Source organism: Mastigocoleus testarum BC008 (assembly GCF_001456025.1).
Lineage (GTDB): Bacteria > Cyanobacteriota > Cyanobacteriia > Cyanobacteriales > Nostocaceae > Mastigocoleus > Mastigocoleus testarum.
The window spans coordinates 136,806-155,200 of the sequence record NZ_LMTZ01000066.1; the positions used below are offsets into that span (position 1 = coordinate 136,806).

Annotated in this window: 10 protein-coding genes and 1 tRNA gene; 3 read left to right on the forward strand and 8 right to left on the reverse strand. The window is 36.5% G+C overall.

Annotation, left to right across the window (positions count from 1 at the left end):
- Nucleotides 1-70 precede the first annotated feature (70 nt).
- Nucleotides 71-143, reverse strand: a tRNA-Phe gene (locus BC008_RS11335).
- Between the two features lie 534 nt (nucleotides 144-677).
- On the opposite strand from BC008_RS11335, the gene BC008_RS11340 reads away from it, so the two are divergent.
- The gene (locus BC008_RS11340) at nucleotides 678-2,306 is read left to right on the forward strand and encodes an iron uptake porin (RefSeq protein WP_027845835.1); all 1,629 of its coding nucleotides are present in this window, start codon (nucleotides 678-680) and stop codon (nucleotides 2,304-2,306) included.
- A 774-nt stretch (nucleotides 2,307-3,080) separates the two neighbouring features.
- Here the strand turns inward: BC008_RS11340 and BC008_RS11345 are convergent.
- A complete protein-coding gene (locus BC008_RS11345) occupies nucleotides 3,081-4,808 on the reverse strand; it encodes an Rqc2 family fibronectin-binding protein (RefSeq protein ID WP_027843065.1) in 1,728 nt (575 codons plus the stop codon).
- A gap of 492 nt (nucleotides 4,809-5,300) precedes the next feature.
- Between BC008_RS11345 and BC008_RS11350 the strand changes: the two genes are divergently transcribed.
- Nucleotides 5,301-7,373, forward strand: a complete 2,073-nt coding sequence (locus tag BC008_RS11350) for a protein kinase domain-containing protein (RefSeq protein WP_027843064.1) — start codon at nucleotides 5,301-5,303, stop codon at nucleotides 7,371-7,373.
- A gap of 184 nt (nucleotides 7,374-7,557) precedes the next feature.
- Here the strand turns inward: BC008_RS11350 and BC008_RS11355 are convergent, their stop codons facing one another.
- From BC008_RS11355 to prfC, 6 genes are all read right to left on the reverse strand, one after another.
- Nucleotides 7,558-8,070: a GUN4 domain-containing protein gene (locus BC008_RS11355; protein ID WP_082650540.1), complete on the reverse strand. Its 513-nt coding sequence runs from the start codon at nucleotides 8,068-8,070 to the stop codon at nucleotides 7,558-7,560.
- A gap of 11 nt (nucleotides 8,071-8,081) precedes the next feature.
- Nucleotides 8,082-8,975, reverse strand: coding sequence for an effector-associated domain EAD1-containing protein (locus BC008_RS11360; RefSeq protein WP_027843063.1), 894 nt, complete (start codon nucleotides 8,973-8,975; stop codon nucleotides 8,082-8,084).
- A 430-nt stretch (nucleotides 8,976-9,405) separates the two neighbouring features.
- Nucleotides 9,406-10,710 (reverse strand): glycosyltransferase family 4 protein, encoded by a 1,305-nt coding sequence (locus tag BC008_RS11365; protein WP_027843062.1) that lies wholly within the window; start codon nucleotides 10,708-10,710, stop codon nucleotides 9,406-9,408.
- 1,312 nt (nucleotides 10,711-12,022) lie between these two features.
- Entirely contained in the window at nucleotides 12,023-12,490 is a 468-nt protein-coding gene (locus BC008_RS11370; protein ID WP_027843061.1) for an RNA recognition motif domain-containing protein, read from the reverse strand.
- A 658-nt stretch (nucleotides 12,491-13,148) separates the two neighbouring features.
- The gene (locus tag BC008_RS11375) at nucleotides 13,149-15,488 is read right to left on the reverse strand and encodes a M48 family metalloprotease (protein WP_027843060.1); all 2,340 of its coding nucleotides are present in this window, start codon (nucleotides 15,486-15,488) and stop codon (nucleotides 13,149-13,151) included.
- A 532-nt stretch (nucleotides 15,489-16,020) separates the two neighbouring features.
- Nucleotides 16,021-17,649: a peptide chain release factor 3 gene (gene prfC / locus BC008_RS11380; RefSeq protein ID WP_027843059.1), complete on the reverse strand. Its 1,629-nt coding sequence runs from the start codon at nucleotides 17,647-17,649 to the stop codon at nucleotides 16,021-16,023.
- A 155-nt stretch (nucleotides 17,650-17,804) separates the two neighbouring features.
- Here prfC and BC008_RS11385 point away from each other — a divergent pair, with 155 nt between their 5' ends.
- Nucleotides 17,805-18,146, forward strand: a complete 342-nt coding sequence (locus BC008_RS11385; protein ID WP_027843058.1) for a DUF4870 domain-containing protein — start codon at nucleotides 17,805-17,807, stop codon at nucleotides 18,144-18,146.
- The last annotated feature ends 249 nt before the right edge of the window (nucleotides 18,147-18,395 follow it).

The window sequence follows — 18,395 nt, forward strand, 5'->3', positions numbered from 1 at the left end:
TATTTTTGTTTCGATATTATTACTGTAATAAAAATCCTTGAAACTAAAACCAGTTTCAAGGATTTATGTATGCCAGGAACGAGACTTGAACTCGTGACACGAGGATTTTCAGTCCTCTGCTCTACCAACTGAGCTATCCCGGCGGACGTATTTGAATTTACGATTATTAACAATAGCAAAGGTCACAGAATTTTGCAAGCTTTAGCGAAATTTTTTTTTAGATTCAAGATTTTGAGACGAGAATTATTTTGGAGCACAATTCATTACATCAAATAAATTACTTTATCCAACCCAAAATATATGTAATAAAAAAATTATATCTAACCAAATTAATGCAAGCTAATATCAATACAGTTAAGCTTAATAAAAGTAGCTTGTTACTTTAAATATTTTGTTTTTGTTCTGTAACTGTTTTATCATACAAAAATAAGTATTGCTCAAATTTCAAGCAAAAATACATTTGCATAATTAATTTAAGCATTATTCAATAGAAATATTACTTTAAATACGCGTAAATAAATTTACAGCTTAGATTAACAAATAACTACTATTTTTATAAGATTGTCGTTAAAAACATTGCTTTTTACACTGATTGGATTAATAATATTTCTCAATAAAATCATGGCTGTAGAGAGTATTTTGTCATACAGCTAATATTCAGTGTGAGGAATAAAAATATGAAAAAAGTTTGGCAATCTTTGCTTACTAGTTCAGCAATTTTTGCAGCGATCGCGAATTTTGGGACTATAGCATCAGCAAATGAAATATCTGCTGCAACAGAATCTCAAACAGAGTCAAATTCTGTGATCGTCAATCCAGAAGTTCACATTGAAAGTGCCAAACAAGATCGACTCATGGCACAAGTTACCTCCGTATCTCAACTATCAGACGTACAACCAACGGATTGGGCATTTCAATCACTACAATCCTTGGTAGAACGTTATGGCTGTATCGCAGGATATCCCAACAGCACTTATCGCGGAAATAGAGCATTGACAAGATACGAATTTGCCGCAGGATTAAATGCTTGTCTCGACCGAGTAAATGAATTAATTGCAACTGCTACTGCTGATGCAGTTAGTAAGGAAGATATTGTTGCTCTGGAAAGATTACAAGAAGAATTTTCAGCAGAGTTAGCAACATTACGCGGTCGTGTAGATGCGGTTGAAGCACGTACAGCAGAACTAGAAGCAAATCAGTTTTCAACTACATCCAAACTCGAAGGAGAATTGGTTGTGGGTATAACTGATGTGTTTGAAGGAAACACAAATGATGATAATACAGCCCTAGGAGCTAGAGCGCGAATTAACTTCGTTAGCAGTTTCACTGGTAAAGATACCCTTTACACTCGAATCCAAACTAATAATATTGTTGCCCCCGATCTGGGTACTCCAGAAGGTGGGTTAGCCTTTGCTGGCGATACAGGAGACAATGATGCAGCTTTAGATGCTTTATGGTACAGTTTTCCGCTGACTAAAAAAACTAACGTTATTGCCATCGCCAATGCTGGTGCAGCAGATGATGTAGTCGATACAGTTAACCTATTTGACGGTGACGGTACAGAAGGTGCTTTATCTACCTTCGGTACTCGTAACCCAATTTATGGAGCAATGGATGGTTCTGGTGTTGGCGTTACTCAGGAATTTGGTAAGGGCTTATCTTTAAGTTTGGCTTACTTAGCGGGTTCTGCTAGCGATCCAAGTACTGATAATGGTTTATTTCAAGGGTCTTATGGAGCATTGGCGCAACTTACCCTAGAGCCTAGCGACCGCTTCAAAGTTGGTTTAACCTACATTAATTCCTACAACCAATTTGGAGGTGCAGGAAGTAATGCAGCGACTTTAAACGTTACATCACCTATAGACAATGCAACTAATCTTGCAGATACTCCATACTCGAGTAATTCTTATGGCGTTCAAGCTTCTTTAGGTCTGAGTAAAAACCTAGTATTAGGCGGTTGGGCTGGTTATTCAAATGTACGCAATCTTTCAACATCTGCAGCCTTCCCCGATCGCGGTCAAGCGGATGTCTGGAATTGGGCTGTAACCCTTGGCTTACCAGATTTAGGCAAAAAAGGCAACTTAGGTGGTATAATATTCGGTATGGAACCAAAAGTTACCGATTCAAGTATTGATGGTTTAAATGAGGATCGCGATACCTCTTATCACATTGAGGCATTCTATCAGTACAAAGTTAATGACAACATTAGTGTAACACCAGGAGTCATCTGGCTCACAGCCCCTGACCACAACAGCAACAACGACGATATTGTAATTGGAACTTTCAGAACAACCTTTACTTTCTAATCAGCAACTCAAAATCTGAAATTACAAAATCTGAAATTACACAATCTGAAATTATTTTTGGCATTTTATTTCTGACATTAATTTATCAAGATCTAGAATTTTACTTCCTTGACTCTTGATTGGAGAAGAGAAAGTAATTTTCAGTCTCAAGTCAAGAAATAAATACTTTGTCCTCAGAGGAATAAAGAAAGACCAGCCTACCACAGCTGGTCCGTAAAATAACCTTTTCTTAACGTTGTCTTCTCAAAAGAGTTAAACCTTATCCGGCGCGTTCCCAAAACGCATCGGGTAATGTTTCTTAACAATATTGTAACAGGCAACACAGATTTTTAGTGAAAATTTATCAAAAAAAGATAAGAGAAACTAAATCAACCTCTATCTTTAAGAAGAATTTACTTAGGATAGGGGGTTTTAGATTGGCAATTGGGTACTGGCGACTGGTGATTGGGTGAGTTTGCGCCGAGCAGAATTTAGTTGCAGCAATTGCGAGCGCTGGTAATTGGTATCTCATACTAAATCCGGATTAATTACCCCTTTTCAGAATGAGAGAGGGAAGTGTGGGAGGTGTGGGAAGTGTGGGGGGAAATCCCAAAAAATATAAAGGGGTTTTAAAAATCGGATTTGGTATCAATCTCCACTCGCTGTAAGGCGCGGACTCACCCCAATCCCCAATCCCCATATGCCGCTTGCGGCGGCACGCAGTGCTATCCCCAATCCCTAATACCCATATGGCTAACGCCACGCTATGCTAACGCCGTAAGGCGCGGGCTCACCCTAATCTCCCTCAACTAAATACGGTTTACCCCAAATAACCTGCTCTTGTTTATAAATCGCAATTCCCGGTTTCGCACCTTTAGGCTTATAAACATATTTTGGCTGGGTGTAAACCACTGGAACTTGTTTACTTTGACGACTGCGACTGTGATAAGCTGCGAGATTTGCAACAAATTGTAAATCTTCTGACTTTGGTGTAGTTCCAGCCTCCAATCTAAGTAGTACATGACTTCCAGGAATTTCCTGAGCGTGGAACCACAGATCGTAATCACCTGCTATCTTGAATGAAAGTTGATCGTTTTGGCGGTTGTTACGACCAATTAAAACTTCAAAACCGCCTGGAGTGTGGTATTGATGAAAATTGGTACTAGCTGTTTGAGTAGAACTGCGACGACGATATTCTGTATCTTCTAAATATTTTTGTCCCACTAACTCTTCACGAATCTCTTCCAAAGCTTGTAAATCTTCCGTACTTTGGTAATTATTTATTTGAGAAATAGATGCTTCAACTTGCTCTAAATAATTAATTTCATCCTTGACTTCTAAAAGTAAAGGTTCAACTGCAAAGCGAGCACGTTTAAGTTTTTGGTGTTTTTTATAAAGACCTTGGGCATTTTGAACAGCATTTTTATCGGGTTCAAGCTTTATCTTCACTGGTTCCCCGTTTTCAAAGTTAGGTAGAACCATCTTTTGAATTCCCGGTTTCCACTCATGCAGATGAGCCATTAATAAATCAGCTTTTTGACGATATTCATCTGCTCGATCGGATTGCTGCAAACGTTCCTCAAAGTTTTGCGCCTTCACACGCAGTTTGGTCAAAAAATTGTTGATTTTCTGATTTAATTGATGTTGCAGTTGGGAAAAAGCTTGTTGATTGAGTTTTTCCGTATAGTATTTGTCGATCAATACTTGGATATCTTGAACGGGTTCAACTCCACCCCAACCAAGAACTGTATATCCAGTTTTTGTCAAAGCCGGATTAAAGCTTTCTTGCTCCAAAGATTGCAACCAAACTCGCCAAGTTTGAAAAAGCTTTTGCCATTCCTGGGATGTTAACTTATCAGTATGAGTTTGAGGATTAATCTCCGATACTTGCAACATTGACTCAAGTAGTGATGGCGATATCCCGCGATAAGTCTTAAGTAATTGACGTTTAATACTTCCTGGTACTAAACTTACTCGTTCCCACCAACGCTCAAAAGGCTCACTTAAACTGGGAATACTGTTAGTTAAAGCAGGTGGAGCTTCATATAATTGTCCTGTGAGTACGGAACGGACGCTAGATTTTTGTTGACTGATTTGATGGGCAACAGTAATAATTTGATTGTTTGCATCGGTAAGAACCATGTTACTGTACTTACCCATAATTTCCACATATAGGTGATACAGTGGACTCTCATCGGGACGACGAGCAAATCTTAAATCAATCGCCCGCTCCCAAGGAGCAATAGTTTCTATTTCTATTAATGCCAAACCACCTAGTTGATGTACCAATTGTTGACTAAAAGTAAAAGTGTCTGGTTTTCGTGGTGGTGGTTCGCCAATACAAATTCTCGCAGCTTGAGGATGGCGAGAAATATCTAGCCAACTTCGCCCTTTGAGAGTACGCAACGCAATTGCAATAGTATATTTATCACGTTGGTGAACCTGTTCTAAACGTGATGGAAGCCAGCGATCGCGAATATCGCTGCAAACAGCTTTGAGAGTTGTATAGTCAAAAGTCTGCACGACGATCGCTCATATAATTACAAGTTTTAATGTTTAGTATAACTTTGAAGTAAGCTAACCCACGGCTTTTTAGTTGACATATATAATTTTTTTGCTGCAACTGAAGTCAATATCTAAAATCTCAGTACAGGACAAAAACTTACAAAAGTAAACAGGAAAAGGATTTCATAGAAATAACTCTTAATCACTAATATTCGTCTATCACCGAGACTGTCGAGTGAGAATCTCTTGGCAAATGTTTAAGGATTTATAGCTCTATATCCATTGCTCGACTTACCTTGTAGAATTTTTTTTATTCATTTTTTTTATTTATTCAGAATACCTGAAAAATGATAGAAGAGGGATATCTCAGGGGGTATCGAAATAGGAGTCCTACAATGATCGTAATATCTCAAGTAAACATAGGGTGATACTTTTGTTTTTGAAAATTTTCACATCGCCTTACATAAGATATTAACAAATGAAAATTCAATAGCTTAGAAAGGTTTTTTAATGTTTCAAGATCAAATAGGTACGTTTAAAAATTTACGTATTTTCGTTTCATCAACTTTTCAAGATTTACATAAACATAAGACGGCTATATTGAATTCTATAAACTCATTAGTTTCCTTCAGTGATGATGAATTCTACTGGCCAAAAGACGAATATTATTCTCATGGAAACTTCACAGATAGAGTAAAAAAAGCAGACTTACTCATAATAATTATTGCACATAAATACGGGTATATTCCAAAGGATATGGAGTATAGTGCCATTGAAGTTGTATACAATACAGCAGTAAAAAATAATATCCCCATTCTTCCTTTCATTATTGATGATTCTTATGCCTGGCCTCCGGCACTATTCGATTTTGAGCACAGGGAGAAGCTGAAAAAATTCAAAGCTAGAATCAAGGAAGCTCAATCGGTTAAGATTTTTTCAAGCCCTGATAATTTAGCAGGGCTTGTAACTGAAGCCATAGTTGATTTTGTAAATAAACATACTGGCATTAAGCTGATAAAATTTCCGGATTATGTTTCTCTTAAAGAGATATCTCTACATACTGAAATTACTCAACTTCCTGATATAAACATTTTACTTGGAAGAGCAGAAGATAAATTACTTTTTCTCCTTGAGATTAATCGTTCCAATGGATTAAATAATTTTTATGACAAACTTCATATTAGTAAACCAGATTTAACAGTAGAATTTCCGGATGCTATTTTTAATGAACTGCTTGTATCACTTAGCAAGCAAAAACGAATATATACTGTACATATGAAAAATGGTCAATCGGAAGAATTGTTTGTTAGTCAAAATAATTTATCTAATCTTTTTGAATCTTTGTTTTTTCGCATAGTTGATAGCTGTTCTTTATCAAATAAAAGAATAAAAACGAGAAGCAGTCTGATTTCTGAATCAGATTCAACCCTATATCAAGAAGAAGAACTATACGACAGAGATATTATTACTAACCCAGAAGTTATTGATAAAGTAAATAAAGCGGAAAAAGTTGAAGAATATGGAAATTTGGAATCTGTGGGAGGCTTAAATCGATTTCTCGGAATATCTCTCAATGACAATAAGTTATATTCTGTAGGTAAACAAAATGGTAAATGGGTAGAATGGCATCCTTTTATTTTAGAGTCACTTGAAGTAAACCTTCCGGATGTTTTCTTCAAACCCAGTATAAATTCTATTGCCGACCCATTAGAAATAAACCTTCCAAAGTCTCACTTCAAATCCGCATTAAGTATAGAAGATAAGAATATTACGATTAAACCAATTAGCTTTCTTGAAGAGTATCTCACATACAATGCTATGGAATATTTTTCCGATTATGGCGAATTCGTAAAAGAGATAGATTTTTACTTAGCTCGGCAATCGGTAGGCAATTTATTTCTCAAGATAGCTCAATCTATTGAGGATTATCATAAACAGAAAGTATTAGTACATGCGGATATTAAGCCCTCTAATATATTACTGTCTAGTGATGGACCAATAATTATAGATGGGTTTGATATAGCTGAAGGTGAAATTGCTCCAGGTTGGACACCAAATTGGTCTGCTCCAGAAGTAATTATGGGCGATCCTATTTCATTCAAATCTGATGTTTACTCATTGGCTAGGATAATGACTGATATTACAGGTGGTTATTTACTTGGTGAGGTGCGTAAACTTATGATACCTGGATTTTATGGAAGTTATAATACTGAAATTGATGTATTTTACAATCCCATTGTGCATATACCTTTACGAAGACACACTTTAAATAAAGAAGGAACCATAGAATGGAAACAATTTCTTCAGAGTTGTCTGCGTTTCGATCCTAATGAACGATTAGATATGAGCAAGTTTCTGTCTACTTTAGAAAAACTTTTAAGTAGTTATCCACTCAGAAACCGAATTAAGTTTCAATTGAAAAGTAAAATTTTTGCTGCCACTTTACCTAATGGTAATCATGTTGTTACACGAGTAATCTCAGATATATTTGAGCAGAATAAACCAGAATCTTCTAAAACTGTTACAAATCAGACGCATGTTCCATTAGACATTCCAACCACAGTAGACCCCTTTAATTACTGACTTTTCACGACATGTAGAAAAGGTAATTATCTGATTTTTTATTACTTTTTCAGCAGACCATAAATAATAGGATATTGTAGGTAATCAAGGTATTTTTTAACTCTTTATTATCGAAAAAATAATCACTAAAAACCCTTTTGTGAAAGTTCGGGTACAGAATTTGGGTTATAGTACAGAATGTAGCTTATAAGTCTTCGCGTGAGAAGAAACCTAGTGGTCTCAACACGAGTCTGGCAAAAGGTCCCCAGCAACTTGAGATATTAGGAGCCATAAAAGTTGGAAGGTGCCCTAAAGGGGCATTAATATTAAAAGTAATTTCTCGATAATACAACCACTGTTTAGTCAACATTCCTTTTCGCCAGCCAACCTGCTCACCAAACTTTTCATAGTCTCTCCCAACACTTTCCCAAATGCGCTTTTGCACGCTAAACCCGAAGCGCCTATTACTATTTTGTATCCAAAGTTGATTTATAGTACGGAGATCGTTACAGGGGAAATTATCGATGGATTCATTATTAAACCACCCTTGCTTCTCTCTATCGGCTGCTTTCAGCATAACAGCAAGAGTTTCCCGATCCGCTTCTTTCCATTGTTCAGCTTTCAGTAAATCTTGAAGATATGTATAGTCGATATTGTGTTCGCTACTAAGTTCATTTTTCCAGGTATTTTGAGTTTCAGTAATTAGTAGCTTCTCTATAGTGAACTCATTTAAGACTTTTTTTTTAAAACTGGTATCACTCCTTGTGAAATATTTTCCATTTCAATCGCAACTATGGCTTCATCAAAGGCTCTTTGAAACACATCTTTATTACCTGAATTTTTGTAACTCAACCCATCATAAAATCCTCTAGCGAACTCAATCGCTACTCTTTCTTTGATTGAATTATTCATACCAATTACATAATCGATATACTTGCTAATTGCTTCAGCAGGTTTTTCTGAATAACAAGCATTAAGCAAAACACATTTCACATAATCAAGATGCAATTTAAACAGAGATGTCAAAGCTTTTGGTGAAACAGGCTTATTATTTCCCACTTCATCTTCTAACAGTAATATGCCATCTTCCAAGCAATGTCCACAAAAATGAACAATTTGAGGCTGTTCTTCTGCAATAGCTCTACGAATATCTTGAGGACGGACAGCAGTTCTTGTCCTAATGTCAAATAAATCCCGTTTATTTGCTCTGCGGATAGCATCCTCAATTTCTCTAATTTCTTTATCCAAGCGGAGTCCGTGGGGAATTGCTGCTAAAATTAGGATTTTTTGTTGCTGAGTACTTTGTTGAATTGGAGTCTTAGGAGAAGGGACAGATAGTATTTCTTGATGATGATTTGCTAACAATTCTTCACCAATAGCTTTTAAACTTGGATTTCCAGGATTTGACTTACGTGCGGTATTAATTAAATCTTCAATCCAATTCTCAGCTTTTGATACTTTGATTAAATTAAAGACAATATCTTGTAAATTACTACCACCTACAATTATATCTAGACTTTTATCTAATTCAAAATATAACATTTTTTCCAGTGATGCCTTATCAGGAAAAGCATCCATTAAAGCATCCATTAATTTCCTATATTGTTGACCAGATAAATTCATCTTTTTTAATATAATTTATATCTAATCGAAATATTATTCGGCATTTTTAAAATCAGGAGGTTTTGCCTGGAATCTACTCACTTTCAGGATTCAAAGCGTTTGAGTAAACTACTTGCCGTCCTTACTATTACATTATATTGGGCTGTCCTAATTGGTAAATGGTTGCACTAACATAAACCTCTAACGATCAAAAAGCACGATCATAGAGCCAAAAGCATTTTTTGTTATGGTTTTGACTATCTTCCTTCCATTCTTCTAAATATTGATGAAAAAATGGCTTCTTTTATTCACACTCTACAATTTTTATCCTGTAATAAGATCTAAAACATCAAAAATCTAAAATATCAAAAGTAAACGGTAAAAGGTAAAAAGCAGTTCTTAGCTTTGCCTTTTAGCCATTACCGATTTTTGGATTATTCAGTTTTTTATTTTACTTCTCAATTAAACTTGGAGCATCTGCCGGTGTTATGTTTGAGATTTCTGTGTAAAGGTCACTCAACTGATGCGCTACACCATTCCAACTAAACTTAGTCTCAACTCGCTTTCTTCCTGCTTGACCCAACTTATCTCGCCATTGCGAATCAGAAATAATACGATCAATTGCGCTACAAAAAGCTTCCACATCTTTGGGTGGAGCTAATAAACCTGTTTCTTCGGGAACAACAGTAAACTGTAATCCTCCCACATCACTTGCGACAACAGGTGTCCCACTCGCCATTGCTTCAATTGCAACTAGACCAAAAGGTTCGTAATGACTCGGAACAACGCATACATCAGCTGCAGCGTAATACAATGGTAAATCTTCCTGGCTCAAACGACCGGGGAAACATGTCACCTGTCTCATCCCCAACTCATCAACAATATTTTCTATTCGTTCCCGTTCTCTACCATCACTTTGACCGGGACGACTACCACCAGCAATAATTAATTTGAGATTGGGTGAGTTAAATAAATTAGATTTTCGTATCGCCCGTACTAAAGTTTCTATACCTTTTCGGCGGTCGAAACGTCCTACATACATAACTATTTCTTCATCGAGGCTAAATTTCAGTTCATTACCTACAGTTTGAGCTTTACTTCTCAATTTAGCTCTTGCTGCTGCTTTATCAACACCACCAAAACGTTCAATATCTGTACCGCAAGGAATAATATCAATTTGACCTTCACTTGAGACCCAAGAACGCATGTGTTCTTCTTCTTGAGGAGAAGTAGCCACTATTCTCTCAGCTGTCTCTAATACATTTTTTTCTACTTCCAAGCGAGTATTGGCAATTAGGGGGACTTTATTAACAGTATTGTACTTTACTGCCCCTAAAGAATGATATGTATGAATTTGCTGACTTCCCTGAATTTGTTTCAATTGCATCCCAACCCAAGCAGATAACCAGTAATTGGTATGAATTAGGGGATATGTAAAATCATTTTCTTGCTGAAATTTCAGCAAATTATCCACAAATTCAGGTAGGTAATCAAAAATATCATCTCGTGGAACAAAATCTGTCGGACCAGCCTTCAAACGAATAGTTCGGCAATTCTCTGTATGCTCAACAATATCATCTTGTTGTGCATTTACTTTACGGGTAAACATATCAACTTTCCACCCTAGTTTCGCCAGTGCTTCACCCACGTGACGGACGTAAACATTTTGTCCTCCTGCTTCTTCTTTTCCTACCTCAATTGCAGGATCTCCGTGAACTGAAATCAAGACGATACGTTCTTCCGTTCTGGAGTTCATAGCCTTCCGATCCTCGATTTAAAGAGGTTTAAACTAGCGCCAAAGTTTCACCTTTGCCGTTCAACCTCAGTTGTCTATTTGTTCTAAGTAATATTTATTTTAATTTAAAACGTCTAATAAATTTACATTTTCGTTACTTTAATAACTTATGTGTTAACTATATTAAAAGATGCAAATTATACTTCTAATCCAATAATTTTGCTCAACTTTTATTTCCATCTTAATCTCAAAAATACTTGTAAAGTCTAATCATTATTACTTGTGGGGATATCGAACTATATATCTAATTGATACTTTTATTGTTTTTTTATACATTTAAACAAAAAATATTTAAAGTCTAAAAAGCAACTTTTAAAATAGTGTTATCACTTACTTGATTTGTACTCATAAAATGATTACTTGATGTCTTTATAAAAATTTATATTTTTTTAACATAATACCTTAATAGTTTTGATAAATAATATGATTAATTACCTCTTGGCCCTAGTGTATAAAATTTACGCTCTATTTATCGTGTTTTAATTAGCAACAAATCATACATTAGCTTAAATTCTCAACAGCAGGTTTCTCATTTATAATTATCATGACAACTGAAATGTCTTAAATTTTTCCGCTTTTCAGAAGCTAAAGATGATATGTGAATACGGTTCCTTAACGAAGTAGCATATGAAAACATATGCCAAAACCTCTTCTCGATCACTTCGAGACGCTTTCAGCGAACGCGGAACGCCTCTTAGGCATTTATCGCACCACCCAAGAAGAGATGTTAGCCAAATTATAAATTTTAAATATCAAGCTTGTAAGAAGAAATTATATGGTGGTGTGGCATTGAACGAAAAAAGCCCACACACCAATCTCCGAAAAATGTCTATTCAGAAAATTCCAGTTTGAACCAAAATGATATATTTGGGGTTCATAAGTTCTGACTCTATCAGCTTTACAGCACTCCCGTTAACTTTAAAGGCAGCACTCAAGCATCACATATACTTTAAAAAACAAATTATTGGATTTTTATATCAAGAAAAAATGATATATACCTGTAAACCTTATATAAGATAGATATTTTTAGATCGCCTTTGACGAAAAATTCTCTTATTTGGAAATATAAAAGTAACATTTTAGACAATAGATATATCTATGCATCAGTAATTTATGAACTGAGACTAGACATCTATTAAATAATCAGAAGTAAATAATCAGAAGTAGGTAAATATTTAAATTTTTCATTCGTTTTTAACTATTAAATTAAAAATTAAAAATCAAAGACAGAAAATACTTTGATTTTTAATTTTTAATACCCCAAGAAAACAAATTAATTTGTTGCTTGTGCAGCTAACATCTCCTTGAGTTTTTCTAGTTCTGCAGCCCAGCGAGGGTCTGGACGAACTGCATCGGAATCATGACTAGATGAAGAAGTCTCTTTTGGTGAATTACGACGAGATTTCTTCCCTTTCTTACCTTCTTTTTGAGGGCTACCAGCACCACTCGATGCTTTTGCAGCTTGTTCCTCGTTGTTTTCCTCTCCTTTGCTACGAGGTAGTGCCTTTTCGACTTTAATCGCAGTTTCTTTAAACATCTGACCATTATATTTTTCAATAATTTGGTCAGCTTTCTCATCATTATTGACTGTAATAAAGCCAAAACCACGGCATTTTCCAGTCTTACGATCTTTAATCAGTTTAGTTGTAACTGCATTACCTTCTTCGGCAAAAATTGCTTGTAGCTCTGACTTATCTATTACTTCTTTCGGCAAATTGCCTATGTAAAGGCGAACAGACATTTACTAGACCTCCACGGTTGAATAAACACAAACAGGTAAAAACAAAATTGGCTTTGACTGTTGCTACGTGCCTTTTGATAAATATTGCCATAAACCAATATCTTTTACTCCCAACTGCCAACTTTTTCAACACAGTTTTTTAATGGGATTGAGCTTGTTTTAGGCAGAAGCGCGCACAACGCTCATAATACCTTTATTCTATGAATTTTTAGTTTAAAAGCCTTCCATTCACTACCAAAAAATACTTAACTACCTTAATTCAGGGAATCAAACACCATTCCCTACAATATCACGCTATCCCAATTGCAGCTAGTTCAACTCACACATTTTGTTGCTTGAAATTTAAATATTGTACTATAAAATACATTTTGTCCAAAATCTAATATTTCAGAAACAAAAACCAGCCATCGGCTGGTAAATTCACTGCTGTGTTTGGGGAATTTAAAAGCAACTATTGGCGTATACAGTCTCAGAGATAGCTAAATTATATATATATCTAAAACTATTGTTAATAAACTTAACACTTCAAGGCATAATGTGCAACTTTTATTTATATATAGTCCCAAGCAATTTTAAAAATCCAGAACTGCAAAGTCGTGAGAGATTAAATGAGAATGGACTACTGTAAGTAAATTAGGGTTATTGAAATAACCCGAAGCTATCCTTTGAGAAAGATATAAGCACCTAAAGCAGTAAAGATGAAAGCAAAAATCATGGACCATATCGGATGAAGTCCATTAATCTTTTTACCACTTTGAGTTTTTAATATTTGAATATCAACCCAAGGTGTCGCACCCCGTCGCAACCAACCGCGAACTATGACTTGTCGACCGATAAAGTCCTGAGGATTAACTCCTTGTCCCAACCAGGAAATATGGTGTAATCGGAGCAAACCTCTATTAGTTTGTAAAATCAAATCTTGTCCTAAATAATTACTGGTACCACAACGACCAAGCAATTTCCCAGCAAGTAAAACAGCATTACTATCGATTGGAAGCGAAGCTGGGTTGTTTAAAACGTCGATAAAATTTTCGTTAGTTTGGGCTGAATTGGGTTTAATTTCAGGGAAGAACTGGTTGATTCTAACTAAAGTTCCAATGCTAAAACCAATTAAAATACAGCCTAAGAGGAAATTCCAATCATCATATATCCACTTTAGATTCAAAACCTCAACAGTATAAGCAATTTGCCACACTAACCAAATGCCAAAACCTAATACCAAGCCTAAAGGAATTCCCCACCATGGTGCCATACCAATAAAAAAAGACTGATGTCGAATTTGCAATGGTTGTTGTTTTTCTATACTTAGCTCTGTTTCCAAACGCCACTGACGAGCAATTTGACATAGGCGTTGAATGCGATGTCCTGTGAGAGGATGACTGCTATTAGCAGCAAACCACCAACGATAGGGATTAAGATATTCCCACATTAAATAGGACTCGAGAGCAATGTGGGGTGCGGTACTCCCCAAAGATAAACTTTGTTTGTGTCCCAGTGGTAAAAGTAAATTCAAGCTTTCTAGCAAATAACTAGTTTTTTCTTGTTTTTCAATGTCTCCAGCAATTCCAATTGCCATTTTAAGTAAAGCACGAATTGCAGCGTTGGGGTGACCTGTAATTTCTGCGGCGCGGCGATCGCTATAGTAATGACGTAACTGGGAAAACCATAAACTGGTACCAGTCAACACATACCAAATACAGTAAAAGAAATTGGCGAAAACCCCTAAAAAGGAACGTCCAATTTTGTTTGGTAACCAGTCCCCCCAACCGGAAATAATTTGGTACAAACCATAAATCGGTAGAGTCACCAACAGGTAAAGGGAGGTTAATCCAACATCACCATAGGTAATATGTCCCAATTCCATTCCATAAACTGCAGCTATCTCATCATTTTCTAGTTGGTCTAAGAGTCCTTGAGTAACTACAATCCTAGCGGTGCGGGGCAAATGTCCATAGGAATAGGCAAATGGAGCAGATTCTTGTAAGACAAATAACGGGGGTAATTTCCACCCTCTTTGCTGACAGTAACGTATTAATAGTCGATTAGCTGCAGGGCTATACCTGTTTAGTTGCTCTTTTTGTAAAGTTTGCTGGGGATAAAACTTACTCAATAAGATATCCAATAACCAAGGAGAAGCTATAGCAAGAACAATAACAACTGCTAGTAAGAAGTAAATTGGATCGTAATAAAGAAACTGTAATGATTCCACAAACGGCAACCAGTTTAAAAGATAATTGACTGATTCCATCAATAAAACCAGTAAAAATCTCATTGTCCAGAACAATGCAACCGATGTTAGAACCATCACTACCCTCAGGAGAAGCAGTTTAGGTTTCGGTAAAGGTTGCCACATTTTTGCTTTTGGTGCTTTTCGCCAGTGGACAGTTACTCCCCTAACTGATAGTTCGTTACTAGATTTAGTTTCTTCAAATGCGACGGTAGATTCTTGTTCATTGTTGGTTTGATTATCTTCAGGTTTATTTTCCCTGGTTTGATGATTTATCTTATGTTGCTGCCTCAGGGATTTATCTGTGTGAAATATATCTTGACTACTTTCACTGTCTGGTACTTCAACCACATTAGAAGTATCCTGAGTTACAAGCCGTGATGAAGATAAATTCTCCTCAAGCAGGTTAGAAGCAGAAGCTGAATTATCAAAAGGAATAAAACCCGTGGCTTCAGGTATATTTTCTGCTTGATTCTTTGATGTTAATTGTTCTTTAGAACGCTTAGCCCGCAGTTTTTTTAAGGAAAGATTCGCCCATTCTCTCACTTCTTGATTATCACTTTCACGCAGATCTTCACACAGAGAAATGGCTGTGCTAACTTCACCGGTCCGGGAATAAGCCACAGCTAGCCCGATTGTTGCTTGTAAAACATCGGAATAATTAGTTGACTGACTGATGAAGCCATCTAATATAGTTATTGCGGCTTGGTAATCTCCCTGTTTGAGAGCATTTAAACCAGACTGAAGTGATAGTTCGGAATGTGATGGCATTGGAACTGTAACTCAATTATTGGACACAGCCACCCATTATTTTGACCTTTTGGGTAACTCTTAGTCTACTAACAATAGGAGGGTAAAAAACTGGTAATTTCTAGCAAAAGCCCAAAATATAACCATCAGCCACATGGATTTAAATTGAGTTTTCAATCTAAATGCTGATAACTTTTTTGCCCAGAATCACACGATCTAATTACTTAAGGAAATATTACTCAGCGGGAAAACCAAAAATAAATATTCCCAAAATATTCTCATAATCATAGCTTTACTTGCAGGATGCGATCGCACTCCACCTTAAACAGGCTAAAAACCCAATACTAAAAACTCAATATTCTATTTACATTTATTGGAAATCGTCAATAACTTGAAATGCAGAGTAGTCAAGTAGGTTATGCAGTAAATAGACTGTTAGCCGGAATTCATTTTTATTATTTGGGAATCAATTCATAGTTTGGCAAAAGTGGGCGAAGGTCGCCCTTGATAATTCGCCTTTAGTCGTTCGCCCTTAATAATTTGCCTTTAATACTTATGCTTTGGTGGGCTGTTTCCCAGAAACAACTGGAGCAATATTATTTAATTTTAATTCTGAATGATCTTGCTGTAATTGCTGACAATTCCATTCGTTACGGAACAGTAATACCGGACGTCCCATACTATCTTTGACAGTAGTTGTATTGAATAAACGTCCCACTTTCTCCAAGGCTTCCCAACCACCTTCAACCCAACGGGCGACACTGTAGGGTAATGGTTCTAATCTTGTTTCGATTCCATATTCTTGAAGTAAGCGAAATTGTACTACCTCAAGTTGTAACTGACCGACTGCTGCTAAGATTGGGTCACGCTTAGCTTCATCTACGGAGTACATAATCTGTACTGCTCCTTCTTCTCGCAATTCTGAAACACCTTTCTGAAATTGCTTGAATTTTGAAGGATTGGGGTTACGAAGTACAGCAAATAACTCAGGCGAAAAATAAGGTATTCCCTCATATTCAAGCTTTTTACCGGTATATATTGTGTCACCAATTGCAAAAACCCCAGGATTATTTAAACCAATTACATCTCCAGCATAAGCGTACTCAATCGATTCTCTTTCTTGGGCAAATAATTTCTGTGGTCGGGAAAGACGCACATTTTTACCAGTACGGGCGTGATTTACCGTCATATCTTTCTCAAATTTTCCCGTGCACACCCGAATGAATGCTACCCTATCCCGGTGTTTTGGATCCATGTTCGCCTGCAACTTAAACACAAAACCGGAAAAATCTGGGTATGTTGGTGAAATTTCACCCAAGGTACTTTGACGTGCGGTGGGCTTGAGAGCATATTCAAGAAAATACTTTAAAAATAACTCCACCCCAAAATTAGTCATCGCACTTCCAAAGAAAACAGGTGTCATTTTTCCTTGGTGCACCAAATCCAAATCTAGTTCTGGTCCAACACCTTCAATAAGTTCTAATTCATCTTTAAGTTGATAGTAAAGTTCTTCTTCTATCAGTTCTTCTACTCTTGAATCGCCCAATTCTAATACATTTTCTAAAGCTTCACGGCTACCGTGGGCGCTCCTTTCAAATAAATGTATTTGCCTCCCGTTGCGATCAAATACTCCCTTGAAGCGATCGCCCATACCGATCGGCCAATTTACAGCATAGGTCATTAAACCTAATTCTTGCTCGATTTCGTCAAGTAGTTCTAAAGGTTCCCTTCCGGGGCGATCAAGTTTATTAACAAAAGTAAAGATGGGTATACCCCGCATCTTACAGACTTCGAACAGCTTTCTGGTTTGTGGTTCCAAACCTTTTGCTGCGTCAATTAGCATCACAGCATTATCTGCAGCAGCCAAAGTCCGGTAAGTGTCTTCACTAAAATCTTGGTGTCCGGGAGTATCGAGTAAATTGATATGGGAATTTTGGTACTCAAACTGGAGCACAGTGGAAGTAATAGAAATTCCTCTTTGTTGCTCCATTGCCATCCAATCAGAAGTTGCTTTGCGCTGCGCTCTTCTCGCCTTCACAGAACCAGCTTCGTGAATTGCTCCTCCGTATAACAGCAACTTTTCTGTCAGGGTTGTTTTTCCCGCATCAGGGTGGGAAATAATCGCGAAATTACGACGCCTGTCTACCTGTTGAGTAAGTTCTGACTCAAGTTCAGTTGACATATTAGTTGACATAATTTGAGTTAAATGTTTATGAGATGCGTTACTTTAATTAAATTAAATTTTCCTACCTAAAGCTGGAGTTTTTATCTTAAGACAACAAAGCTCGTGCTAGTGTCTTAATATTGTCAAAAATCAGCTAAAAATCGGAGAATCGAATGTACGACACGGAGAGCCGAAGATTTTTATCAGCACTGTGTCATGGCGCTATTTTCTTTAGTTGTTTGGTATTATCAATCGGCGTACCTTTTTTCATCCTGTTTATTAGTAACGACCCAATGGTTAAGAATAATGCGAAAGAAGCTATCAACTTCCACTTTAATGTATGGCTCTATTTCCTGATTATTACACCTTTGGTTTGGGTCACCCTTGGTTTGTTAGGGATACTATATGGGGTCTGGTTACTTCTCCATTGGGGGCTTACTATTTGGGCGTTGTTTAACGTTCTAACGAATCCAGATAAACCTTTTCGCTACCCTTTTATTTTCCGTCTTATATAACCCAAAAGCTACAGGTTCGAGCGGAAGTCAGCTAGTATTGAACTCAAAATTTTAACCGAAAAAGTAAATTCACCACGAATCGATAATCAATATTTTTCTGTTTGCATCCTTGGCAAAGGAGTTTAACTTATGAAACTCAAGGCATCAATTCAAACAGTAAATTAAAATTTCCAATTCAAAAAGTAAATTCTGTATTTATTGCAGGTGGACAGCAAATTAAGTGGCAAGTATTCTGGTGTCAGTAAATAA